At 45.0% G+C, this 23,663-nt stretch carries 18 protein-coding genes and 1 pseudogene; 5 read left to right on the forward strand and 14 right to left on the reverse strand.

Annotated features, from left to right (window positions below; translation table 11 throughout):
* Positions 1-32: 32 nt before the first annotated feature.
* The 6 genes from AB3N00_RS05205 to AB3N00_RS05230 all read right to left on the reverse strand — a co-directional run bounded on the left by AB3N00_RS05205 (position 33) and on the right by AB3N00_RS05230 (position 11,035).
* Positions 33-1,676 (reverse strand): extracellular solute-binding protein, encoded by a 1,644-nt coding sequence (locus tag AB3N00_RS05205; protein WP_413033633.1) that lies wholly within the window; start codon positions 1,674-1,676, stop codon positions 33-35.
* Between the two features lie 119 nt (positions 1,677-1,795).
* Complete coding sequence (locus AB3N00_RS05210) at positions 1,796-3,454, reverse strand: response regulator transcription factor (protein WP_413033634.1); 1,659 nt, start codon at positions 3,452-3,454, stop codon at positions 1,796-1,798.
* Positions 3,429-5,207 carry a sensor histidine kinase gene (locus tag AB3N00_RS05215; RefSeq protein ID WP_413033635.1) on the reverse strand — a complete coding sequence of 593 codons (1,779 nt, stop codon included), beginning with the start codon at positions 5,205-5,207 and terminating at the stop codon, positions 3,429-3,431. Before AB3N00_RS05215 ends, AB3N00_RS05210 begins: the two co-directional genes overlap by 26 nt.
* A 79-nt stretch (positions 5,208-5,286) precedes the next feature.
* Entirely contained in the window at positions 5,287-6,177 is an 891-nt protein-coding gene (locus AB3N00_RS05220) for a carbohydrate ABC transporter permease (RefSeq protein ID WP_413033636.1), read from the reverse strand.
* Positions 6,178-6,192: 15 nt separating this feature from the next.
* Positions 6,193-7,098, reverse strand: coding sequence for an ABC transporter permease (locus AB3N00_RS05225; RefSeq protein WP_413033637.1), 906 nt, complete (start codon positions 7,096-7,098; stop codon positions 6,193-6,195).
* 166 nt (positions 7,099-7,264) lie between these two features.
* Positions 7,265-11,035 (reverse strand): alpha-L-arabinofuranosidase C-terminal domain-containing protein, encoded by a 3,771-nt coding sequence (locus AB3N00_RS05230; protein ID WP_413033638.1) that lies wholly within the window; start codon positions 11,033-11,035, stop codon positions 7,265-7,267.
* A 343-nt stretch (positions 11,036-11,378) separates the two neighbouring features.
* Between AB3N00_RS05230 and AB3N00_RS05235 the strand changes: the two genes are divergently transcribed.
* Positions 11,379-13,781 carry a family 43 glycosylhydrolase gene (locus AB3N00_RS05235; protein ID WP_413033639.1) on the forward strand — a complete coding sequence of 801 codons (2,403 nt, stop codon included), beginning with the start codon at positions 11,379-11,381 and terminating at the stop codon, positions 13,779-13,781.
* On the opposite strand, the pseudogene AB3N00_RS05240 reads toward AB3N00_RS05235, so the two are convergent.
* Positions 13,778-13,957: pseudogene (locus tag AB3N00_RS05240) on the reverse strand (IS3 family transposase); the annotation flags it as partial. The gene AB3N00_RS05235 and the pseudogene AB3N00_RS05240 overlap by 4 nt on opposite strands.
* A 333-nt stretch (positions 13,958-14,290) precedes the next feature.
* On the opposite strand from AB3N00_RS05240, the gene AB3N00_RS05245 reads away from it, so the two are divergent.
* Together AB3N00_RS05245 and AB3N00_RS05250 are read left to right on the forward strand one after the other, a co-directional pair.
* Entirely contained in the window at positions 14,291-14,800 is a 510-nt protein-coding gene (locus AB3N00_RS05245; protein WP_413033640.1) for an RNA polymerase sigma factor, read from the forward strand.
* Between the two features lie 2 nt (positions 14,801-14,802).
* Complete coding sequence (locus AB3N00_RS05250; protein WP_413033641.1) at positions 14,803-15,855, forward strand: anti sigma factor C-terminal domain-containing protein; 1,053 nt, start codon at positions 14,803-14,805, stop codon at positions 15,853-15,855.
* 281 nt (positions 15,856-16,136) lie between these two features.
* Here AB3N00_RS05250 and AB3N00_RS05255 read toward each other — a convergent pair whose 3' ends face one another.
* From AB3N00_RS05255 to AB3N00_RS05270, 4 genes are all read right to left on the reverse strand, one after another.
* Complete coding sequence (locus AB3N00_RS05255) at positions 16,137-16,505, reverse strand: hypothetical protein (protein WP_413033642.1); 369 nt, start codon at positions 16,503-16,505, stop codon at positions 16,137-16,139.
* Positions 16,489-16,854 carry a YolD-like family protein gene (locus AB3N00_RS05260; RefSeq protein ID WP_413033643.1) on the reverse strand — a complete coding sequence of 122 codons (366 nt, stop codon included), beginning with the start codon at positions 16,852-16,854 and terminating at the stop codon, positions 16,489-16,491. Before AB3N00_RS05260 ends, AB3N00_RS05255 begins: the two co-directional genes overlap by 17 nt.
* On the reverse strand, positions 16,851-18,068 hold the full coding sequence (locus tag AB3N00_RS05265) for a DNA polymerase IV (protein WP_413035194.1): 1,218 nt from the start codon (positions 18,066-18,068) through the stop codon (positions 16,851-16,853). The genes AB3N00_RS05260 and AB3N00_RS05265 overlap by 4 nt, the downstream gene beginning before the upstream one ends.
* Positions 18,069-18,366: 298 nt before the next feature.
* The gene (locus AB3N00_RS05270) at positions 18,367-18,921 is read right to left on the reverse strand and encodes a helix-turn-helix domain-containing protein (RefSeq protein WP_413033644.1); all 555 of its coding nucleotides are present in this window, start codon (positions 18,919-18,921) and stop codon (positions 18,367-18,369) included.
* Positions 18,922-19,056: 135 nt separating this feature from the next.
* On the opposite strand from AB3N00_RS05270, the gene AB3N00_RS05275 reads away from it, so the two are divergent.
* Entirely contained in the window at positions 19,057-19,632 is a 576-nt protein-coding gene (locus AB3N00_RS05275) for a LysE family transporter (protein WP_413033645.1), read from the forward strand.
* Positions 19,633-19,675: 43 nt separating this feature from the next.
* On the opposite strand, the gene AB3N00_RS05280 is transcribed toward AB3N00_RS05275, so the two are convergent.
* Positions 19,676-20,653 (reverse strand): MBL fold metallo-hydrolase, encoded by a 978-nt coding sequence (locus tag AB3N00_RS05280; RefSeq protein WP_413033646.1) that lies wholly within the window; start codon positions 20,651-20,653, stop codon positions 19,676-19,678.
* Positions 20,654-20,760: 107 nt separating this feature from the next.
* Between AB3N00_RS05280 and AB3N00_RS05285 the strand changes: the two genes are divergently transcribed.
* Positions 20,761-21,096 carry a hypothetical protein gene (locus tag AB3N00_RS05285; RefSeq protein ID WP_413033647.1) on the forward strand — a complete coding sequence of 112 codons (336 nt, stop codon included), beginning with the start codon at positions 20,761-20,763 and terminating at the stop codon, positions 21,094-21,096.
* Between the two features lie 131 nt (positions 21,097-21,227).
* Here the strand turns inward: AB3N00_RS05285 and AB3N00_RS05290 are convergent, their stop codons facing one another.
* Both AB3N00_RS05290 and AB3N00_RS05295 read right to left on the reverse strand, forming a co-directional pair.
* Positions 21,228-21,875 (reverse strand): AarF/UbiB family protein, encoded by a 648-nt coding sequence (locus tag AB3N00_RS05290; protein WP_413033648.1) that lies wholly within the window; start codon positions 21,873-21,875, stop codon positions 21,228-21,230.
* Positions 21,876-22,162: 287 nt separating this feature from the next.
* The gene (locus tag AB3N00_RS05295; protein ID WP_413035195.1) at positions 22,163-23,644 is read right to left on the reverse strand and encodes a DHA2 family efflux MFS transporter permease subunit; all 1,482 of its coding nucleotides are present in this window, start codon (positions 23,642-23,644) and stop codon (positions 22,163-22,165) included.
* Between the last annotated feature and the right edge of the window lie 19 nt (positions 23,645-23,663).

A 23,663-nucleotide genomic window follows, 5' to 3' on the forward strand; every position in this document is an offset into this window, starting at 1 on the left:
GGATAGAGATCCTTTTCTTCTCATGTGCAAGTTTATTTGTTGGCGTTAATCACTTCATTGACTTCCTGTGTAATTTGGTCTCCACCAAGTTTTTTCCAATTGGCGACAAAGTTATCGAACTCATCGATCGACAGGTTGCCATAGATGATTTTTAAAAACGTCTCAGCTCTAAGCTTATCGAGTGTAGCCTGTTTCGTATTCATGGTTCTCGTTGGTGCATATATAAATTCATTCATGACAATCAGGTCATTGTCCCGATAGTACTTGATGACACCTTGTGAGCTCTCTGGGCCGAAAATGCGCTCCATATGCCATTTGTCCAGATTGCCATTCCGGTAGTCCATAATATCATCGTAGAACAGTTTCGCTTCCAGCTCCAGTCCGGATGTATCACTGGTTTTGAGCGCCTGTTCAACTTGATCCTGAGCTTTTACATTTTTGTTTGCAGGCAGGTTGGACACCGTTGCATTATGAAAACCGAGTCCGGTTAAGCCGTTCAAATAGGCTGCGCGTTCTTTTTCTGCAGATTCACCGAACATCTTCTCTGCCTGAAAATTCAGCAGTTTAATGAGTGCTTCCGGATGCTCATACCCTTTGCGGACAGCGAATATACCGCCCAAGCTGAGGTGATTCTGCGTTTTGGCTGGCTGATCATCAATGGATTTTACGGGATACGGCATCCAGTCTACGTTTTGGTCTTTCTTGATCATGCTGCTAACTTGGAATGGTGCCCACTGTGGCAAAAAAAACATGCCGGACTTCCCTGCATTTACGTCCTCCATCATTTTCGCAAAATCCTTCACCCCAAATTCGGGATCCAGCACACCCTTCTGGTACAGATTCTGCAGCTCTCTCAAGCCTTCCTTCACTTCAGGCTGAATCGTACCGTTTACAACCTGTCCCGATGCATCCTTGATCCAGGTTTCGAGATACCCATGGTACCCCAGCAAAAACGCATTGATTGGCAGATCCTTGTTCAGTGCGATGCCATACGTATCATCTTTGCCATTGCCATCCGGATCTTCAAAGGTGAACGCTTCAGCAATCCGGATGACATCCTGCATCGATTTCGGTGCTTCAAGCCCCACCTTTTTTAACCAGTCCTGCCTGATCCAGATCATGTCCGAAGAATCAAGTGAACCTGGAAAACTAACCATGGCGTAAATCTTGCCATCTTTGGTTACGGGCTTCAACCCCGCACCATCTTCTGCGGACATAAATTCTTTTACCAAGTCCGATGCGTACTTATCATATACTTCTGTCAGATCTTCCAACATCCCGGCTTCATGCAATTGTTCGAACTGTACAGCGCTTACTTTCAGCACGTCCGGCAAATCTCCGCTCGCAAGCGTCACATTCATTTTATCGTTATAATTCGCATCCGGTACAATCCAATCATAGGTTACTTCGATGCCGAGCTCATCCTTGTACCCGCGAGTCCAAATGTTGTTGGCATGTGTATCTCCTTCGGCAAGGGATTCTTTCCCCGTTTCGTTCATGGTTGAGGTCAATTGGATAGGTGGGTCATATTTGGTAAGCGGACCTCCAGCATCCTGCTGTGTTGTCGTCTTGGTTTCATTCTTCGCACTGCCCGCACCCGATGAACAGGCAGCCAGTGTCCCTGCCAGAATCATGCTAAGCGATAACAACGAAAGCCTTTTGAATGACATATTCATACGAATCCCCCTTTTTGTTCCTCCCGTGAGGTATGTTTTCATTGTATAAAGAAAGCGCTATCAGTTCGAGTGTACCTCGTTTACATCTGGTATCTTTGATTTACCATTTGGAACTTATTTTAACTTTTTTGATCTCGATACTCCTGAGGGGTGCAGCCGATGGCTTTTTTGAAAAAACGATAAAAGTAATGCTGATCACTGAACCCGACCTTGGCGGATATTTCGTGCATTTTGCAGGTGGAACCGAGCAGCAGTTCCTTGCTTCGCTCAATACGGCGATCATGGATATATTCCGATATGCCTTTGCCTGTAATTCGCTTATACCAACGGGACAAATACGAAGGGTTAAGAGAGACTTCCTGCGCAATGCGGGTAAGCGAGAGATCATCCTCCAGATGATGCTTGATGTATTGATGGATTGCGATCAAAATCTGAGACTGATCATTCATCCGGGTATCGCTGCGCTTGGAAATAATCCATTCCAATGCAGACTGGTAAAATACGACGAGTTCCGACCACGGAGTATGAATGTCAAAATGCAGCATCCTGGAAAGAGCGATCTCCTCCAAGGCAGATTCATACAATCCCAATTCGTGAAGGACTTCGATCAGTGTATTCGCTGCCCCGGTATAGACCTTCATTCGAAAGAACGGATCCTGAAGACCCTCCTTCGAAATCTCTGTCCATTTCTGAAAAGATCCGATCCACTCCCTGTCGCCAGCAGCAATTTGCTGCCTGACCTGATCCAGATGAAGAGACGCAACCGCTTGCTGGTTTAGCAGGTTTGGCACATCATTCAGTTCAGGCTGCACATTGACGCGAAGCAGCTTTTCCATTCCGAGCCCCGGCCCTTCGTAAATGGATATACGCAACTGGGCGATGGCCTGATGGAGCTCCATCCACTCCACAGCTTGTTCACTGACCATAATGGATACCGAGAGATTCAGACAATCTGCACATGATTGCTGTACAGACTCCAATGTTCCGTAGACAAACCGCAGCGTTTGGTCCCAATGTTCCTGCATCTTCACCTGAAAATGTGATTGTTCCATCAATGGCTGAACCAGGCAGGCAATGACCTGATAATCCAGATCAATCGCCTTGACTATGGCCTTATCCTGAAGCAGCTCCTCTGCCACATTTGCCACCGCATATCGAATCAAACTCCGATCCGCCTGGGATTGATAGTTATTCCAGTCCTCCACGCGTATAATCACCGGAATAACGGGTTCCACAGAGCGAAAAGGAAGCTGCACAGCATCCAGTTCTTCCTGAAGCGAAGCGGCGTCGTTTCGTTCCGTTCGTTTTATCAAATCCAGCAGTAATTGACGCTGCAGTTGGGGCAAGGCTCTTGGCAATTTGCTGCGAAACCAGGCATTCTGGTATCGAAAGTCATTTTCTTCCGAAATCCGAACCAAAGCCCGCTCCACAGCCGTACGAATATGGCTCATACCCTCTGTCTTCAGGAGGTAATCCACGACACAAGGATTGCGTATGGCCTGATGTGCATAATCAAATTCGTTGTGACCAGTTAGCAGCAAAACTTTGCATCTTGGCCACCGATCCATAATTTTCTCAATGAGCTCCATGCCATCCATGCCAGGCATACAGATGTCGCTTAGGACAATGTCGATTTTCACCGAATTCAACCACTCGATCGCTTCAAAGGCAGAATAGGCCTTGATGATCTCCAGATCCTGAAAATTTGCTTTCTGAAAAAATGCATACAATCCATCCAAAATAACCGGTTCGTCATCTACGATCAGCATCCGCTGCATTTGGCAGCTCCCCTTTCCATGGCACATTCACAATAATGCATAAACCGCCCAAATCACTGCGCCTCGCAATGAGGCCGTACCCTGTGCCAAACTTGATTCTCAGTCTTTGGTTAACATTGAAGAGTCCCGTAATTTCTTTATCTTCCTGTCTCTGCGTTGACTCCTGGAAGGAATGATGAAGGTGGTTCAACATTTCATCTGTTAGCTGGTCACCATCATCTTCAATGAATATGGACAGTCTGTCCTGAGCCGTTTGGTAAGAAAGTTTCAGAATACCACCCTGACTTCGTTTGGAAAGCGCATGTTCGAAAACATTCTCCACAATCGGCTGAACAATGACTCTTGGGATCGTGATGGATCTGTACACAGGATTCATATCCTCAATGAGCAATTGTACTCTCGATCCAAATCGGATTTTCTGAATGGCTGCATACACCATCGCATGATCCATTTCTTCACCGAGTGAGACCTCTGTATGGGAGTCACGGGACATATACCTGAAATATTGACCCAGATAGTCCGTAAACTCCTGGATTAATTCCACGTTCTCCACTTCAGCCATCTGTTTGATGCTGAAGAGACTGTTATATAGAAAGTGAGGCTGAATCTGGGACTGAAGATGCTTGAGCTCTGCCTCACTTGTTCGTATTCTCGCCACATAATTTTCTTCTATCAAAACATGTAAGCGCTCTATCATATGGTTAAAACGAGAGTATAAATAACCGAATTCATCGCGTCTTGAGTGAGGAATGTGAACGCCTGGTTGTCCTTGCTCTGCCATTCTGAATCCTTTAACGAGCGCAGATAACGGCTTGTGGATCGATTTGTAAATGGATAACGAGAAGATAATAATGATGACCATCGACATTAGAGTCAACATCCACAACCACAGCTTGTACCGTTCCAGCGGGGCTTGAAGTACTTCTTCAGCAATACTGGAAGTTAGTGTGAACGAATGGTCCGAATCATAGAGTGAGTAATACAAGTTATGATCGGACTGGTATCTCGTCACCTGCAGCGAATCCTGTGGTTCAGATGGAAGCTTCTGCAATAGCCTAGTTGTGACAGCCTGTTCGGATGAGGATATGACGACTTCATGTTTGTCACCAAAGCTTAGCGTAATATCACTTCCGCCTGTTTCCGACAGCTGCTGCAGTCTCTTTTTCAGTTCATCCGCCGACAAGCGTATCCCTAATATAAAATTGGGCGGCTCCTCGTGATTCATATTGTACGGATTGCTCTTCAAAAAATAGAGATCATTTGCCGAGGCAGATAACTCACCATTCAGATTGCCCATCGTTGCCAGCAGGCTTTTCCACTCTTCATCTTCCACGCTGCGGATGCCATCGACAGCACTTACCCGCTTTTGAAGTGCAGGTACATAGTACACAACATCACTGATGTATGGGCTTGTCACCATGATCTGACCGAGCTTCTTATGTATGTCGTTCAGACTGGAAGTAATCTCATACCGGCTCATAATGGGCGCTCTCGTACTAAGCGTGGACATCGGTTCATCAAACGAAAATTCATTGACCAGACCGCTCATTCGCTCCAACTCGAATTGCAGATGATTGTGGTAGAAATGCAGTTTGGAATCATGCGCATTTTCCACTTCGGTCTGCATTTGCTTGGAGCTGTAATGCGTAATCAGAATGCTGATTCCGTACAATGGGAGAATGACCAACACAAAAGCAATCATCAGCTTGACGACAATGGAGTTGGTCTTCCAGCTCCCCCCAAAAAATCTCATCGTCCCATCGACTCCTCTCCTCAAACGGAAAAAAGGAGCCGGAAATCGGCTCCTCCAATCGGTTTTCCTCCTACCGATCTTATCCCTTTACACTGCCGACAACAAGCCCATGGACGAAATACCTTTGCAGAAATGGATAGACGAGCAGAATGGGTATAACGGACAAAAATATCTGTGACGCCTGGGTCGTTCTGTCGGATACTTGGCTTAACAACGTTGCATCCTCCAGCGTCATCATCTCACTCTGAATCATCGTCACTTGCTGCAGCATGGACTGCAGATACGTGGCGAGTGGGTAATGTTCCGGACTTTTCATATAAATCATGCCATCAAACCATGCATTCCAATGCCCGACCATGGCAAACAGCGTAATGGTTGCGATACTTGGCAGTGAAATGGGAAGATAGATGCTCCACAGCGTGCGGAAATGTCCTGCACCATCCATCCACGAGGCTTCTTCCAATTCTTTTGGCAGCCCCCGGAAGAAATTAAGCATAAGCAGCACGTTGAAGATGGGAACAGCACCCGGCAAAATCAATGCCCAGATCGAATCCAGCAGACCTGCTTCCTTAACGACCAGATAACTCGGAATCAAGCCGCCACTGAACAGCATGGTGAAGACAAATATCCAGGCATAGAACGTTCTGGAACGAAATCTGGAAGCCTCTTTGGAGAGAGGAAACGCAACAAGGATCGTAAAGATAAGGTTCGTTGCGACCCCCAATACCACCCGGAGCAGACTTGTGCCAAACGAGTTAAGGAACTGTTGATTTTCCAAAATGTATTTATAGGATGATAACGTAAAATCCACTGGCCAGAACGTGACATTCCCTGCTTTGACTGCATCACTTGAACTAAAGGATATCGCCAGAATATTCACGATCGGAAACAGGCACAACAAGGCAAGAATCGTCAGGATGACGTAGTTAAAACCTAAAAACCAACGATAGGCTTTCGAAGCATGGTGCATGATCCTGCCTCCTTTCTAAAATATTCGATAATTGGCAAACCGATAGGCCAGGAAATAGCCAAGTCCGATAAAGATGAATGAAACTACCGATTTGATGAGACCAAGTGCCGTTGAAACCGAGTATTGGGCATCCTGCAAACCGATTCGATAGATCATCGTATCCAAAATATCACCTGATTCGTAGACCAATGGATTGTACAGATTGAATACCTGATCGAATCCACCGTTAAGTACATTTCCAAGACTCAGGGTCACCATCAAAATGACGATGGGACGAATTCCGGGCAGCGTAATATGCCAAGTCTGCTTCCATCGTCCTGCTCCGTCCATGACGGCTGCCTCATAGAGGGACTTATCAATGCTGGTCAATGCCGCCAAATAAATGATGGTGCCAAAACCGAATTCTTTCCATTGATCCGTAATGACAAGTATGTATGGAAACCAGTCGTTGCTCGCCAGGAATTGAATCGGTTCCATCCCTAGTGCCTTGAGCAGCATATTCACAATTCCGCTGCTCGGAGATAACACATCGACGATAATACCGGCCAGGATTACCCAGGAAAAAAAGTGAGGCATATAAATGACCGTCTGAATCGTTCGTTTAAATCCGGTTTTGCGTACTTCGTTGAGCAGTAAGGCTACGAGTACAGGAATCACAAGTCCGGATATCATCTTCATAACAGAGATAAATACCGTATTCCACACGACCTGCCCAAACCCGGGAAGATCAAACAGGTACCGGAAGTTTTCCAAGCCTACCCAGTTCATGTTTTTGAATCCGGCGATTGGAGAGAAATTCTGAAAGGCAATGGAAAGACCTGCCATTGGAATGTAACCGAATACAATAATGATGAGCAGGCCTGGTAGAATCATAAGATGAAGCGGAATATTTCTTATAAATTGTTTGTAGTTGGAACGCATGAGCTGTCTCCTCCTTCAAATTTATTATAGGAGCAGACATTCAGAGGCAATAGTGGAGGTTATTTACTTTAGGTATCTTCTGTTGACTCTCTTTGGAAGCACAAAAAAACCGCGAATATCGCGGTTTCTTCATTCAAACGTCTCTAAGGGGGATAAACTTAAATGATTACAAATCCAAAATCAGCACATTGACCGAATGAGCCGGTAACTCAAGAACCACGGATTCACCGTTCAGTCTGATCTCCTGTTCTTGCGGTACCACTTTCTCATCATTTTTCTGATTCACATTCGGAACATGAACCAATGCATGATCTCCGCTGAGTGTAATCATACGAGCTGCAGCCTTCACATTCAGTTCCTGAATGCGAACCTGTGTAGCTTTATCCACGCTGTCTGCATTGACCAGTTTTACATATACATGCTGTGCATCTTTCGTAACTGAATGGAACACCTCACGATTGTAAGCTTCAAGCTTGTAATTTAAAACGTTGCTGGTCGTATGTCCGTCCGTGTAGGAGCAGATCAGGCTCTTACCGGTGTCCCCGCCATAATTGACAGTAATCACATAATCGATGTCGCTCTCCAGCGGCTCATAACTGGCAGCTCTCAGATTGCCTGCTGCTGAACTTGATGAATAATCCCCAAGCGTGTAGCCTTCGACACCTTGTTTGTACACTTTCACTCCCGTAGCATCGCCACCATAACCGATCGCATATTCAATGACGTCTTTCTTTTCAGGTGAAATATCCGTAAGTCCCACACCGACATAGAAACCATCCTCACCTGTCAAACGTTTGGTTTCGACTTGCACCTTGTAATTGGTCCATTCCTCATTCAGAAGATATAACCCATTCAGACCACTCGGCTGTGCCTTCAGAATAAGACCCTTGCCAGCTTCAAGCGTATAACCGTTCGCACCAGGAATCAGACCCCAAGCTTTACTGAGCTCCGACTGCTCCCTGAAATCCTCATCCAATAGCACACTGCCGTCCTCGTTCGATGTGACCGTGACACGTTTCACCAGGATGTCTGCATTGCCCGTTGCAATCTCGATCCCGCCACGCGGGATGAGCTCCACCGGCTTGCCTTTGCTGTACGTCGTAAACGAAGTGCCGATCACCTGATCTCCAACGTATTTTGCAAAAAGATGCTGAACGTAGTAATTCGGTGTGTACCATACCGTTTCATCGTCAAACCAGATGCAGTCCGGTGTCCAACGGTAGGTTCCGTCCGTCAGCACCTTGTTAAACAATGGCGCGTAAGCAGCCAAACGAACGACATCTGCATTGTTCTCAAAACCGGTCATCACCGCTGCTTCAGCGACGGCGCCTGCCAGTGTATTTTTATCCGTAGACGCATACTCTCCGACAAAAACCTTGGAGGTCTCCTTCCAGTTTATACGCCCATCCTCGTGATAAGCTCGCTTATAATAGTTGTACCGATCCACGTTATTCAGCAAATAATCATTGGACCGATAATAGTGTTCGTCCGCAATGGTATCCATGTAATCGTCCTGCTTCTCATACCAGGTTACCGTTTCTTCGATGACCTCCTGACCATCCGCAAACGCAATCTGAGCCGATCCCGTGAGATTTCCGCTCAGGAATTTCCACCCCTGTTGGTACGCATCATCATCCGCTTGTGCACCAACCGTTGAAATAATATGCAATTCATGCTCAGGGTAGTTCAGCTTCATATAGTCATCAATGGATGTTTTGAACACCTCAAAGTTGGCAAAGAATTCGGTTCCCCAGTTCTCATTACCCACACCGAGATAGCGCAGATCGAATGGTTCAGGATGCCCCATTTGACTTCGTATTGCCGCCCATTCGTTATGTTCAACATCTGTACTGAGGGCAAAATCGATCAGATCGGTGAAGTTTTTGATGTAATATTCCCTTAAAGCACCGCCAGCCGGATGTGCATAATCCGAGCGCGCCTGACACAAAACACCACAGGCCATCACTGGAACAGGAGCAGCATTCAAATCTTCAGCCAATTGGAAGTATTCCATATATCCGAGCCCCATTGTCATCATATAACCCCAGACATTGTAGTTCTCTTTGCGCAGCTCAACCGCCCCTACGGAATCCTTCCAGTCATACACATTATCCCAAATAAACGATCCCTCCGAGATGCAGCCGCCCGGAAAACGCAGAAACTTCGGATGCATGTTGACCAGCGCCTTGACCAGATCCTTTCTCAGCCGATAGTTCGGGTTCCCTTTGTAGTTGGCATGTGCAGATGCCGATATTCCTTCTTCACCAGGATCTGCGCCCCATACGTCACCTGGTATCAATGACACCATGTCGATGGAAATCTCACCTTCAAAAGTGAGCACCAACTGTCCGAGAGCTGTCTCTGTACCTGTAAGGACAATCTCCTGATTGTTACCTTCAACATCTGCATGGACAACACCGTACTTTTTCCAGGTGCCCCCTCCATGCACATGAAGAGAAACGGAATCACTGATTGTATTCCCTTTTCCATCCTGCAATTGAATTGTGATTGCACCGGCCGACTCCGCTTTGGCCCAGATGGTGAAGTCGTACTGCGCACCTTTCTTGATGGACATGGCACAATGCTGATTGGTATCCGAGAATCCGCGATTACGAATCGTCGTTCCATCCTGAAGCGTCACATAGTAAGCATTCGCATCGGGATCTTCAAGATTGAAATGCGCATTCAATCCACCTTCATGCTGCACAATCATTTTTTCTGTATCGCCAGACCAGGCAAACAAAGGATCACGGTTCCGGCCGGTGGAACATCCACACTCTCCGGAAGCATGCGAATACGTATCAAATGCAAAGGATTCAAATGAACGGTTCTGAACAAGCTCTGCATAGATTCCGCCGTCCGCCGCATTGTTAATGTCCTCGTAGAACAAACCGTACATCACCTCGCTGATATCAGCGACGTTCTGATTTCCATGGATCGTTAGCGTATAGGGTGGCAGACCCTCAGGTATTACGGATACATCAAAACATTGATTCAGCGTGCTCTCGCCTTTACTCAAAAGTGCATTCAGTCTAACCTCCTGTGCTGAGGCAATGGACTGGACTTCTCCTTGATGTGACAGCGCCTCAGGGCGATCGGACTGCCATTGCACCTTCACTTTGCCGCCAAGCAAATCCGCAGGCAGTGAAATGTCTTTGGTAATGATACGGGTCGGAAAAGATAAATATTTATCTCCTGCCAATTTGACAATCTCTTCGTCGGTCAACGATTCACACATCACTTCTATGACCTCGTCCATTGTCAGTCCTGCCTGATAAATCCGAAAATCGGACAGCGAGCCGGCAAAATCCGCATCTGCTGCGTACTGGGAGCGTCCGATGAAATTCTGGCTATAATTGGCCGAATCGGTGAATGAATCGAACCATCTGCGCAGCTTCGCATAGTTCCCGCTGGACGTCTGACTGATGGAGCCATCTGCAATTTTCTCTCCGTTCACATAGACAATCGGACCGGCACTGCTGAGTGTACCTCCCTGAGTACCAACTACCGTCAAGGCCACGTGCATCCACTCTCCCGCAGCAAATCCCCGGCCCGGATCCACAACCAGATCATCTTCCGCGGATAATGTGCCTCTCAATTGTCTCGTCAAAAACAAATAGGGGCCCTTCTCGCCTTTACCGAAGTCAAAAATCCGCTCCCACACATTGAACCCCTTGTTCAAATTGACCCAGGTTGCCACAGTAATGCCCGTTTTATCGCTTATATTCTGAAATAAATCTGCCGGTAATTGCAAATACGATGTACCATTCGCTCCTCCTGCAAAAGTAGCTGCAGCTCTCCCTTGCACTTTCTCCACCGATGGGACCGATTCACCTGCCGCAATGCTATCCTTCCCTTGACCCGAATAATCCTTACCGATGTTGCTCGCATCCTCAAACTTGTAGTGCGCAATGATCTGATCCTGATAACTGCTCATCGTTATGCCTCCTATGTAGATATTTTAATAGTTCACATAAACATGAATGATTAATAAATTTATAAATATATCATATACTCGTAATAGTACTCATTTCAAATTGGATTTTCAACAAAAAAGTTCAAACCAGCTTGAAATCCATAAAAAATTCAATCTTCAACAAGCAGTTTTGCTTTTTGCACTCAACCTCAACAACATGGTTTACAAATATATAAATTAATTGATATTATAGCAAATGTAAGCGCTTGATTCGAGCAACATGCGAAAGGAGGACTGCACTGCTACTTTCACTGGTTGTAATTCTCACTTATTTTTATTTTGTGAATGAAGAAAGGGGATACGTATGAAGCGTCATTTGGTCATTGCACTTAGTACGGCACTGCTCGCTGCACCACCTCTATCACCAATCTCCGCTTTGGCGGACAGCACAGCCTCAACTGCTCTCAATTCGCAAAGTTCCGCCACATGGAGCGAAAATCAGGTTCCAACATTTAAGAACGTTTCCGTTCATGACCCTTCTGTCATTAAGGTTGAAGATACTTATTATGTTTTTGGCTCTCATCTGCAGGTGGCGAAGTCCAAAGACCTGATCAGCTGGGATTCAGTTGCATCAGGAGTTACCGATGACAATCCGGTCGTTCCCAATGTCACCAAGGAGTTCGCCGAAGCCCTGCAGTGGGCTCAGACCGATACACTCTGGGCCGCAGACGTCATTCAGCTGGCAGATGGAAAATATTATATGTACTATAATGCATGCAAAGGGGACTCTCCCCGCTCTGCACTCGGGGTTGCCGTAGCTGACAACATTGAAGGACCATACAAGGATCAGGGTATTCTGCTGAAATCAGGCATGTGGGATGAAATTAGTGAAGATGGCACCATATATGATGCGACCAAGCATCCCAATGTGGTCGATCCCGATGTGTTTTTTGATAAAGACGGCAAGTTATGGATGGTCTACGGTTCCTATTCCGGGGGCATTTTCATTCTGGAAATGGACGAGACAACCGGAAAACCGCTGCCCAATCAGGGCTATGGCAAAAAGCTGACCGGTGGTAACCATAGCCGCATTGAAGCACCATATATGCTCTACAGTCCCGAAACAGATTACTACTATCTGTACATGTCTTATGGCGGACTCGGTGCAGACGGTGGATATAATATTCGCGTGGCACGCTCCAAGACTCCGGATGGCCCCTTCTACGATGCTGAAGGCAACGATATGATCAAGGTCATGGCTGACAAGGATAAACCGTTATTTGATGACCAGTCCATTGAGCCGTTTGGTGTAAAATTGCTGGGGAACTTCCTGTTCCAAAGACAGATCGGCGACCCAGGCACAGGCCAGGGCACAGGATATGTCTCTCCAGGGCATAACTCCGCCTATTATGATGAAGAGAGCGGCAAGCAGTTCCTGATCTTCCACTCGCGCTTTCCGAATCGCGGAGAAGAGCATGAAGTCCGTGTACATGAGATGCACATGAACTCCGAAGGATGGCCGGTCGTATCTCCTTATCGTTATGCAGGTATTGAGGGAGATACAGTACAAGTGATGGAGCAAAATGCTGCGGGTTCATACAAATGGGTTAATCACGGGAAGGATATTACAGCCGAGATTAAGCCGTCCCAGATCGTTCAGTTCACAGCAGATGGCCAGGTTACTGGTGCTGTCACAGGAACATGGAGTCTCCAGGGAAACAACAAGGTACGAATCACGTCCAATGATGTGGTTTACGAAGGTGTCTTTACCCAAGAGTGGGATTCGGATTCCCAGCAGAACGTACTGACCTTCAGCGCCCTCTCTTCCTCCGGTGTAGCGATCTGGGGAAGTCAGATGATTGCCATGAAAGATCAGGATGTCGTACAGGCTGTAAAAAAGGATCTGAACCTTGGAAATACAGAGAATATTTTCTTTGATCTCTCCCTTCCCACCACAGGTACACGTGATAGTGAGATCACATGGAAATCTTCCCTCCCCTCCGCGCTATCGGCTGACGGAGTAGTGAATCGGCCGCGCAGTGGTAAAGGGGATGCCAAAGTGAAATTGACCGCAACGATCCGAAAAGGAACAGCTACAGCTACCAAGACGTTCAACGTGATCGTGCCGGAACTGGCGAAGGGCCCGCTGCTGGGTGAGTATACTTTTGAGAACAAAAAACTCGCCAAAATCGCCGAGGATTACAGCAAGAACAGCTATCACGGTCAGGCCTTTAACGTAGTAAGCTCAGCCATTGGCAGCAAAAATCAGGCTGCTGCTTTTAACGGAAAAGACAGCTACATTCAGCTGCCTGGAATCCTCACAGACACGACAGACTTCACCTTCAGCGCTTGGGTAAACTGGGACGGAGGCGGGGCTTGGCAGCGCATTTTTGACTTCGGCAATGGTTTGACCCGGCATATGTTCCTGACGCCATCCCAGCATAATGGCGCTCTCCAATTTACCATTCATGATCAGGGCCGTGACCAGAGTATAATTGCGACTGAGGCGCTGCCCACCAAGCAATGGGTTCATGTGGCTGTCACGCTTCAAGGAGAGACGGGCACCTTATATGTAAACGGAAAATCGGTAGCGAGCAGCTCTGAAATCACGTTTAATCCGAACGATCTTAACGTTACGGAAGCCTATCTGGGCAAGAGTCGGTATGCTGCTGATCCGTTCTATCAAGGGAAAATGGATAATGTTAAAGTGTATGACAAAGCGCTAAGCGCCAAAGAGATCCAGCGTCAGGCAGAAGTCCAACCTTAGAACTGACCCCTTAAAATTTTTATGCAACCTTGTTTGGCATGTTCTCGGTATTGTCCCGGGCTCATGCCTTTTAATTTTGACTTGATACGTTTGTGATTGTAGTAAACCATGTATCGTGCTAGTTCTACACTTTCAAACTCATGAAGATAAAGAAACTCTGACTTCACAATGCTATATATCTTCGTTGATAAGTTCAGTGAGATTAAGATCACCTCTACCCTCACCTTGCCCCACAATAGAGTCATTTCTATGAATGTAACCTCTCTCAGTATACTCTACTGTTGAACTTAGCTGTGCTTATCTTCCGTGTACATACTTATTATTCATTTTTGTGAATGAATTACAACCAAACCACAGTACAGAGTGTAATGGACAAAATGCTTCTATTTCACGAATGGCAATCTCCTAAATGATATGTGTATTCTAATTGTTCTCTTACAAATTTTAATTTCACTGTAACATTATTCAACCTGCCTCGTTGTCTAAAGAGAAGGAGGAGGAAACTTGAAATGAGGAGTGATCTATATGCCGAACTATTCAAGCAGTACCAATCCTCCCTGTATCTCTATCTATACCGAATGTGTGGATCGCCGGAGACAGCTGAGGAGTTAGTTCAAGAAACCTTTTACAGAGCTATGGTTTCCATGAAAGCGGAGCATGCAAATTATGCTAGAGCTTGGTTGTATAAAGTGGCACGGCATTTATTTATCGATTGGTACCGTAAATATCGTGGAGAAAAGCAAATGAATCAAGAGTTGGAGAAGCAAGGCGTAGAAAATACATATCGGACTCCTGAGGAAGTACTGACTGCTCGTGAACATAGCATTCGTATTCAACAAGTGATGAAGAAGCTGCCCGAACAATATCGAACCATCTTGTTACTACGAGAAATGAACGAGTTATCTTATAAGGAACTTTGCGAGATTCTGGATATGAATATGAACCAGGTTAAGGTCACTCTTTTTCGCGCCAGAGAACGATTCAAAGCAGAGATGCTTCAAATGAAAGGAGACGTTTGAGTATGCCTAAAATACCACATGATGAGGAACGTGTATTTCAGGAAGATGATTTTGAGCATCAGCGTCCTGAATGGGGTCATAAGCAGTTTAGACGAATGGTATGGAAAACAAGGTGGAAATTTTTCCTTAATGCAGGAGGAGCGCTTTTTCTAGTTTTTTTGGTCTATCACATTTACGTCTCAGCTCTCCATATCTATTTTGATCAATCAAAGGTACGTAACCATTTCATGCGTTCCATTATATCTGTGGTTGAAATGCACGGTGACGGACTTCGTGTAGAGAAAAGAATATCTGCTGAACCTTTTGAAGTAACCCCTTTTTTAACTCAAAAAGCTAATTTGAAAATATATCGACATGTGGGTTCATGGGAGGTAATCACAGGTGAGATTCAGGCTAAACTCAGTATAACCGGTAAGTTCACCTATTCAATTACCAATACAGGAGCGTATATGAATGGCAATAACTCCGGGCCTTTCTATCTCCCTTACTCATTGGTCGATGGTAAGTCTGATTATAATGATTCTGAGGAAAATAGCAGCCTCAAACGGCTAGCTGAAATTGATGATGGACATGTCGCAGAGATGTCATTATCCTTGAAAAACCTGGCGTCTCCCGATCAACTGATGAAGCTTCTTTCAGATTACGATGTTGCGGTGACTGCTATGCCGATTTATTCTGGCGAATTCACCCAGCCTGATGCTTCCTATTCACGGGCAGGTATGTACGACTATAATGTTCCTCATCTTAGCCTTAAACCTCTTTATGAATTTCATGAGAATGGAGCAAGATGGTTTAATTACTTTATCCCAGACGATGCAGGACAGATGCAGGAACAGGTTGAGGCCATGATGACTGAACTAAAATGGATGATTAATCATCTTGAATACAATGGTGCTGCACAAGATAAACAGCGCCTTGCTTATTTAGAGAAGAATGGAGTTCAAGTATATGGCGCAGTTGTTACAGGTCCCGTGCGAGAGTTGGAGAAACTTACAAAGTTAGCTGAATTCCATCATTTCCAATTGAGCCGTGTAGAGGTCTGGAACTGGGATTGAGATAGCAATTGGGCAGTTGACTAATCCTATAGTACCGTTAAGTTCCATATCAGTAAGAGATGATACCTGTTAATCCAATGTATCATCTCTTTTTCAACTCACTTTAAGAGGTTTCATTTCTAAAATATTCCTGTATCATTTGTATTAACGTAGAAACAAAAAATACCGACCCTTCAACTTCAAAGGTCGGTTTACCCATATGGGAGAAGAAAACAATGGTTATTAATGTATTATATCCACCCTATGAAGTTATATACGGTATTCTTCCTCTAACTCTATGTTTAATTGGGCAAATCAGTAATATCAACGTTCATATGTTCAGTAAGCATTAAGGTTACATCCACTTTCACTTTACTCCACAATAATGTCATTTTATGAAGGTAACCTCTTACCGAATAATTTACCGTTAAACTCAGCTCGGATCTCTTTTCATCAATGATTTTTATATGGTGTTCCTTTAAACTTTGTTTCGATTTGTACATCTCTAAAGCAATTTTCTTTTGGGTACCGTCCAAGTAGTCAACATACACAGATTTCATCTTAAAGTTTGAAGCATATATTTTATGCTTATCTACCTCCAGAGCACCTAAAAGATAAGGCAGCTCTACCAGCCTCTTCACAAGTGCAAGTTCTTCAGAAGTCTGTCTCACCGTACACGCCTCCTTCTTCAAGCTTTACAGTGACCAATTGATCAAAATCGACCCATTCAAATCCATGTTCCATTTCAATTTTGATTTTCTTTCCAAAGGTACTGACTGAAGTGACGATCCCGTGTATATACCGATTGCCCGACTCATTAAACACTTCAATAGTGGCTTGCAGCGTATAGTTAAGCGACATATCTACATTTTGAGCAATAATCTCCCACTCATCTTCATGGATTATAGGTCTGGCTTGATAATGAATTTGAGTACGATGCTGTATAATTCGTTCTTTATGTTGTGGAAGCATCATGCGGCTCGATTCCCATAATCCATTGGCCTCAAGTTTTTTGCTCATTTGTAATGCCCCCCAATTTTAGATGCTCTATCGTTCGCTTGACCAGCAGCCGTAATGGAGCTCGCTCGTAGAATGGCAATGTCGCCAAATCGATCCTTAATGTCGTCCATCACCTGATCAATGGCCCGTTTCTGCTCCTGATCATCAAAGAAAGATAGTTGATATGTATCCGCGCTGGATAATTGAGAAAGGGATACGCCTACACGGCGCACAGGTTGCCCATCCCAGTATTGATGGAATATGCGTTTGGCTATTTTGCACACATCAACGGTTATGTTTGAAGGATCAGACAGTTTAACCTGCCTGTGAAAACCAGTTGGATGGTCGAAATCCGCTCCAGACACACTCACGGAAACGACACTACCCATCAGGCCCTTTTTACGCGCTCTTCTGCACACTTCTGTACAGATATCGAGGATAACCACTTCGATCTCCCAAGCCTCTGTATAATCTCTAGGCAGGGTCATTCCGTTTCCGATATCCTTTTGTGTACTGTGCGTGTTGACGGTCACCGGCGAATTGTCTAGTCCATTTGCGACTCTCCAGATGACCTCTCCATTAACGCCCCATTTACTTCTTAATTTAGAAAGAGGCGTATTTGCCAAGTCTCTAATGGTTCGGATACCCATCTTCCACAGATGTTTCTCCATTCTTGAGCCAATCCCCCACATATCTCGGATGGGCTTATCTCCAATGTGGAGGTGTAACTCCTCTTTCTTTAAGTGGAAAATGCCACCCTCAGCTTTTTTAGCAATCATGTCGCAGCACAATTTACTGATGATTTTGTTTTCACCAATGCCTGCTCTCGCGTAAACGCCTGTTTCATTATAGATCTTGTCTTGAATTTGCTTCGCTAAATCGATTGGATCATTACCGAATAGATGCATAGACCCTGTAAAATCAGCGAATAATTCGTCTATACTGTACGGTTCAACCAGATCGGTGAACTCCTCAATAATGGACATAATTTGAGTGGATACTTCAATGTATTCTTGCATGTGAGGTTTGACAATGATCAGTTCAGGGCACTTCTGAAGAGACTGCCAGAGTGGTTCCGCGGTAGATACACCTTTAGATTTGGCCAATGGACAAGCGGCAAGAATAATGCCAGAACGTCTTGCTGGATCGCCTGCGACGGCTAGTGGTCTATTTTTGTATTGAGGCATTTTTGCCTTTTCGACTGAAGCATAAAACGACTGCATATCGATGAGCATAATAGTTCGCTGCTTAGGCAACACTGAAATCACTCCTGTATATTTAAGAACATATGTTTGTATATATTATAAACAGAACACATGTTCTTTATGCAAGAGGTAAATATTTATATTCATCCGAGATAAGGTCATACTCAACATACAGAAAACGATGACTTATGACAAAAGAAAAACCCTGAGGCGGTAAACCCTCAAGGTCAGTTAGGCAATAACTAATTCACTTGTCTATTTAAATGGCGTCCTGTCTCCAAAGCGTCCACAAAGACAATCCTCTAAACTTAATAAATCGAACCCGAATTTACTTGGGATAATGAATGACCATGCTGAATCGGTTCTCTGAAGTACCAGAGTTCATATACGCATGCGGCTTGTCCGCTCGAAAGCGAATGGACTCTCCTCGTTTCACTGTATAATCTTCTGTCCCAACCCGAATCGTTATTTCCCCTTCAAAGACCGTAATAAACTCTTCTGTCCCTTCAATGTGCGGCTCTGCACCCAGTGAAGCTTCCGCATCCATTTCCATGGCATACATTTCAAACCGGCGACCTTCTTCAAAGGGAAAATGCGGGTAAATCCGTACCCGCCCTTCCTCCTCCGTTAACACTTGAATGTCATCGCCAGTTACAACAGTCGTATCCGTTTTGGGCTCATGGATCAATGTAGTAAAGGATAGTTTAAGGCCGTTTGCAATTTTCCAAACCGTTGCAATGGAAGGATTCGATTCTCCCCGTTCGATTTGACCAAGCATTGTCTTGCTGATTCCCGTTATTTCGGCAACCTTATCCAAACTAAGTTTTCTTTGTTCCCTGATCTGCTTCAAGTTTTGCGCAAGGACAACGTTTATATGTTTCAACTGTTAGCCACCTCTGATTGTAAAGATGTTATTGTACTTTATAACGTCTGTATTGTACAATGATAACGAGCGGTCGTTATCGCGTACTTTTCATGCAATTATAACATACTATATAAACTTTTACGGAGGACAATCATGATCATTCCTTTATTGACGTATGCCATCGTAGCTTCATTTACACCGGGACCCAACAATATCATTGCCATGACTCATGCGAGGCATCAGGGATTTACCAAAACACTACCGTTTATTAGCGGCATTGCTGCTGGATGCCTGCTGATTATGTTTCTGTCCAGTTATTTCAACCTCATTCTGCAACAATATATTCCGGCAATCAGACCGTTACTCAATATAGTAGGTTGTATATATTTGATCTATTTGGCCATTAAAATCATGCGTAATACATCTGCGGATCATAAAGATCCCCAGAGCAATCCGTATTCCTTTGCTTTTGGGTTCACCTTGCAGTTCATCAATCCCAAAGTCATTTTGTATGGCCTTACTGCAATCTCGGTGTTTGTTTTGCCGCTGGCTCAGTCACATGTGCATATGATTTTCTTCTCTTTGCTGTTAACTGTTGTAGGCGTTAGTGCCAATATGACATGGGCATTAGGTGGTAGGTTGTTTCAGAGCTTTATAAATAGACATGAGCGTCCCTTTAATATAGTCATGGGCATTCTGTTAATCTATAGTGCAATCTCGATGCTATAAAAATGAAAAGCGTCCACTCATTGCTGAGTTGAACGCTGTATGATTATTGCATGCCAGATCTCCACCATGGTTCTGTTGGATACTCTCTGGTATGTATCCGCACTTGTTCTCCAATTTTCGGTGTTGCGATATCGACATTAGAGCTGCGCGCAGCCTGGCTAATCCGTTCAACCGGATCGTTCCATGCATGATAGGCAAGGGTGAATGCTCCCCAATGGATGGGAATAAGCAGTTCTCCTCTTACATCCAGATGGGCTTGTACCGTTTCTTCCGGCATCATATGAATATTGGCCCATCGTTCGTCATATTGTCCGCATTCCATCAAGGTTAAGTGGAAGGGTCCGTACTTTTCACCAATTTCCTTGAAATGTGGACCATACCCGCTGTCCCCACTAAAGAAAACCCTGGTATCTTGTCCGGCAATGACCCATGAGCACCATAAGGTGGAATTACGATCAAATAAACCTCTCCCCGAGAAATGTCTCGCAGGCGTGCAAGCCAGTGTCAGGCCCTTGAAGCGAAGTTCATCCCACCAGCCATGCTCGGTAATCTTGTCCGAAGATACACCCATCTGAATCAACCGTCGACGCACGCCATTCGGCACAATAAACCGTTCGGTTTTGTCCTTTAATTTTCGAATGGAAGAGTAATCCAGATGATCGTAATGGTCATGAGATAAGATGATCGCATCAATGGCAGGAAGATCCTCCGGTTGGATCGGCAGGTTGGTAGTATATCGTTTGGTGCCTGCCCATGACACAGGTGAAGGACGATTACCCAACATCGGATCAAAAAGCAGTCTGTATCCTTCCAGCTCCAGCAAAAAGGCCGAATGGCCAAACCATGTCACCTGCGGATCATCGGCAGCATTTAACGTTTGGGCGAACTCACTTTTCACCAACGGGATATTACTCACAGGTCTTCGTTCCTGACTGCCCTTAAGAGAATCCCGGAGCATGCTCAGCATGGCCTTCAAACTCATACCCATGGATGTTGGAATCTGATTTTCGTATTTTTTCATCTTATCCCTTCTATCTTAATAATTGTTTCGGTATCATTATTTATCATAATCGTTTAATAATAGACTTATATTAATGGATTGTTCGTTTATAATCAATTCGCCTTCCGTTGTCTAATCCCATTTATCAACAAACCATTATGATTGGAGGACTGGATATCATGGTTGAGCTCATTCAGGACTACGTGCGTTCTGAATCGAAGAGCATTTTATCAGGCCTCGGTGAGAACGATTTGTCCCGTGAAGTGACCATCCCCTATGAGCTGGCGGATTGGAACCGTATGAATCGCAGTGAAGACGAAGCCCAGGATGCTAAGGAGCATAAAATTGTCCGCGCCGTTTTAATTAAAGTAGCTGCACATTACGGCTATCACACTGGGCAGATTGTACTTCTATCGAAGATTTTGCATCCAACCGATGAGCATTTAACGGGGTTATATCATTAATAGGGCATTAGTAGCATTATCCTCTCTCCTTACAGAGGGATCTTAAGGAATAGAGAGGCGATAAATAAAAACGGATTAGTTCCCTGCCAAGCCTTAACGAGATCCATATTCGTTGGGGTTTGGCTTGGCGTTCATTGTGAAACTACAAGACTCGACCCCTGGGAGTGGAAGTGCTCCAGTGCCTGCTGTATCTCTGAAACCGTAAGTCCGTGGCGGTAAAAATAGGGCTCCAGCTTCTGCATTTCACTTCGATCGCCGCTGTAGACTCTGTCTATTTTACGGATAATCGCCTGTTGTACATCGTTCTGCATCAAGCCTGCCGGTTCGCACAGCCAAAAATCAGTTCGTTTGACTTCTCCCCCCTTGGTCCATAACAAATTCTCATAACGAATGACATCCCAATCCCGATAACCTGACTGAATCTGCTGGAGTTCGGATGAAAACATATCGTAGATCAAATTGTGCGGAATATGACCATGGATCTCCCGATACTGTCTCAAATTGAAACCATCAATCCATTCGGTCAAGATAAAATTCCCTGTAGAGTAGGCATACACCTTGGGAACATGTCGGTTGTTTTGCAGTGACATCATCGCCTCGCATTCGAGTTCTCCACCGACTTTCCCACGCTTGGTATACACCTTGAGACAGTATTCCTGTACTTTATAGACAGCAGACTGTTTCCCCAATAGCGAAGCCTGCATGTTTAGATGCCCGTTTTGCTCATAGTGCCTGAGCATCTCCTCAATATGGGGTGTCAGCGGTTTAATGATTCTCATAAAAGACGTCTCCTCGATTCGTTAATAGAAACTAAAACGTTTTCTATCATTTGATGAACAAAGCTTCTCTTTACTATTATTATCTCTAACATTGAAGTTGAACATATCCAATCTCGCCAGAACATGAACTATCTGCTTCCAAATTCGATAATGGGCTTTTTGGCTTGGTGAACTGTCTTTTACTCTAATAGATGGAACCCGTTTCACGTCAAGATACAAAAATACAAAAAAAACGATGCCTCCCTGTGTGATCAGGAAGTGCATCGTTTACTGACTAACTAAATATTTTAATGCATTGGACCTTGTTGGCCTTGTTGCGAACCAACCTTAACCCGTTTAACGAAGAAGGAGATCACCAGACCAATTACGGCGAGGACTAATGCAAAGACAAATGCGTTTTGTACCCCGGACGTGAATCCGGCGAGCTGATTCTCCGGGCTTTCCGGGTTAGTCACATTGCTCAGGAAGCGAGTCTGTCCCGCACTCAGAATACTTACCGCAACCGCCGTACCAATCGCTCCGGATACTTGCTGCAATGTATTCATGATTGCCGTACCGTGAGGATAATACTCAGGCGGCAGCTGGTTCAGACCGTTCGTTTGAGCAGGCATCATAATCATCGAAATTCCGATCATCATGAACACATGCATCGTAATAATTGTACTTAATGCCGTTGTCGGCGTAATACCTGTGTATAAGAACAGAACAATTGCCACGATCGCCAGACCGATGATAACAAGCCATTTTGGACCGAACTTGTCAAACAAACGACCCATAACCGGGGACAAGAATCCGTTCAGCAAGCTGCCCGGCAGCAAGACCAGACCTGCTGTCAGTGCTGTAACCGCCATACCTTGTTGCAGATACATTGGAAGGATCAGCATCGAAGACAACATCATCATCATACAGATGAAGATCAGGATCAAACCGATCGTAAACATTGGATATTTGAATGCGCGCAGATCCATCATAGGCTGCTTCATTCTCAATTGACGGAAGCTGAACAAGAGCAAGGACAACGCCCCGATGACCAGAGTGGTTACCACAACAGGGCTGGTCCAGCCTCCGCCAGTCTCTCCGTGTCCCCCGGCGCTGCTGAATCCATATACAATTCCGCCAAAACCAAGGGTAGATAATATAATGGAAAGAACATCAATTTTCGGTTTGGTCAATTTCGAAATATTCGGTAAGAACAACAAGCCGCAAATGAGCGAGATGATGAAGAACGGCAGTGAAATCCAGAAGATCCAGTGCCAGCTCAGATTAGCCAAGATCAATCCGGAAATACTCGGACCGCTTGCTGGAGCAAACATGATAACGAGACCGATTAATCCCATGGCAGCACCACGTTTTTCAATCGGGAAAATAACCAATATCGTGTTAAACATCAGCGGCAGCAAGAGAGCTGTACCTACGGCTTGCAATACCCGTGCCACCAACAAAATTTCAAAACTCGGTGCAATTGCAGCAACAATCGTTCCCGCAATCGAAAAAATCAGAGAAGTCGTAAACAACTGTCTTGTTGTAAACCATTGTAGTAACATACCGGAAACCGGCACCAAAATACCCAATACGAGCAGATAACCTGTCGTCAACCATTGAATCGTAGTAGGTCCAACCTCGAGCAAGGTCATCAGCGGTGTCAATGCCACATTAAGTGCCGTTTCACCGAACAGACCAATGAATCCGCTCAATAGCATCGCGAATAATATTGGTAGTACTTTATATTGCTTTGTTTCTTGTTGGTCCTGTACAGAACCAGCTTTCATGGAAACCTCCACGATCCCA

The sequence above is a fragment of the Paenibacillus xylanilyticus genome (assembly GCF_047246825.1).
In the GTDB taxonomy this organism is placed as follows: Bacteria; Bacillota; Bacilli; order Paenibacillales; family Paenibacillaceae; genus Paenibacillus; species Paenibacillus xylanilyticus_B.

Bases quoted from the DNA above. Each gene is read 5' to 3' on its own strand.
- AB3N00_RS05215 (WP_413033635.1), bottom strand. From the start codon at position 5,207: ATGAGATTTTTTGGGGGGAGCTGGAAGACCAACTCCATTGTCGTCAAG.
- AB3N00_RS05225 (WP_413033637.1), bottom strand. From the start codon at position 7,098: ATGCGTTCCAACTACAAACAATTTATAAGAAATATTCCGCTTCATCTT.
- AB3N00_RS05260 (WP_413033643.1), bottom strand. From the start codon at position 16,854: ATGAGCAAAAAACTTGAGGCCAATGGATTATGGGAATCGAGCCGCATG.
- AB3N00_RS05250 (WP_413033641.1), top strand. From the start codon at position 14,803: ATGCCTAAAATACCACATGATGAGGAACGTGTATTTCAGGAAGATGAT.
- AB3N00_RS05265 (WP_413035194.1), bottom strand. From the start codon at position 18,068: ATGCTCATCGATATGCAGTCGTTTTATGCTTCAGTCGAAAAGGCAAAA.
- AB3N00_RS05280 (WP_413033646.1), bottom strand. From the start codon at position 20,653: ATGAAAAAATACGAAAATCAGATTCCAACATCCATGGGTATGAGTTTG.
- AB3N00_RS05220 (WP_413033636.1), bottom strand. From the start codon at position 6,177: ATGCACCATGCTTCGAAAGCCTATCGTTGGTTTTTAGGTTTTAACTAC.
- AB3N00_RS05295 (WP_413035195.1), bottom strand. From the start codon at position 23,644: ATGAAAGCTGGTTCTGTACAGGACCAACAAGAAACAAAGCAATATAAA.
- AB3N00_RS05245 (WP_413033640.1), top strand. From the start codon at position 14,291: ATGAGGAGTGATCTATATGCCGAACTATTCAAGCAGTACCAATCCTCC.
- AB3N00_RS05205 (WP_413033633.1), bottom strand. From the start codon at position 1,676: ATGAATATGTCATTCAAAAGGCTTTCGTTGTTATCGCTTAGCATGATT.
- AB3N00_RS05275 (WP_413033645.1), top strand. From the start codon at position 19,057: ATGATCATTCCTTTATTGACGTATGCCATCGTAGCTTCATTTACACCG.
- AB3N00_RS05290 (WP_413033648.1), bottom strand. From the start codon at position 21,875: ATGAGAATCATTAAACCGCTGACACCCCATATTGAGGAGATGCTCAGG.
- AB3N00_RS05235 (WP_413033639.1), top strand. From the start codon at position 11,379: ATGAAGCGTCATTTGGTCATTGCACTTAGTACGGCACTGCTCGCTGCA.
- AB3N00_RS05230 (WP_413033638.1), bottom strand. From the start codon at position 11,035: ATGAGCAGTTATCAGGATCAGATCATTGCGCACTACAAGTTTGAGGAT.
- AB3N00_RS05210 (WP_413033634.1), bottom strand. From the start codon at position 3,454: ATGCAGCGGATGCTGATCGTAGATGACGAACCGGTTATTTTGGATGGA.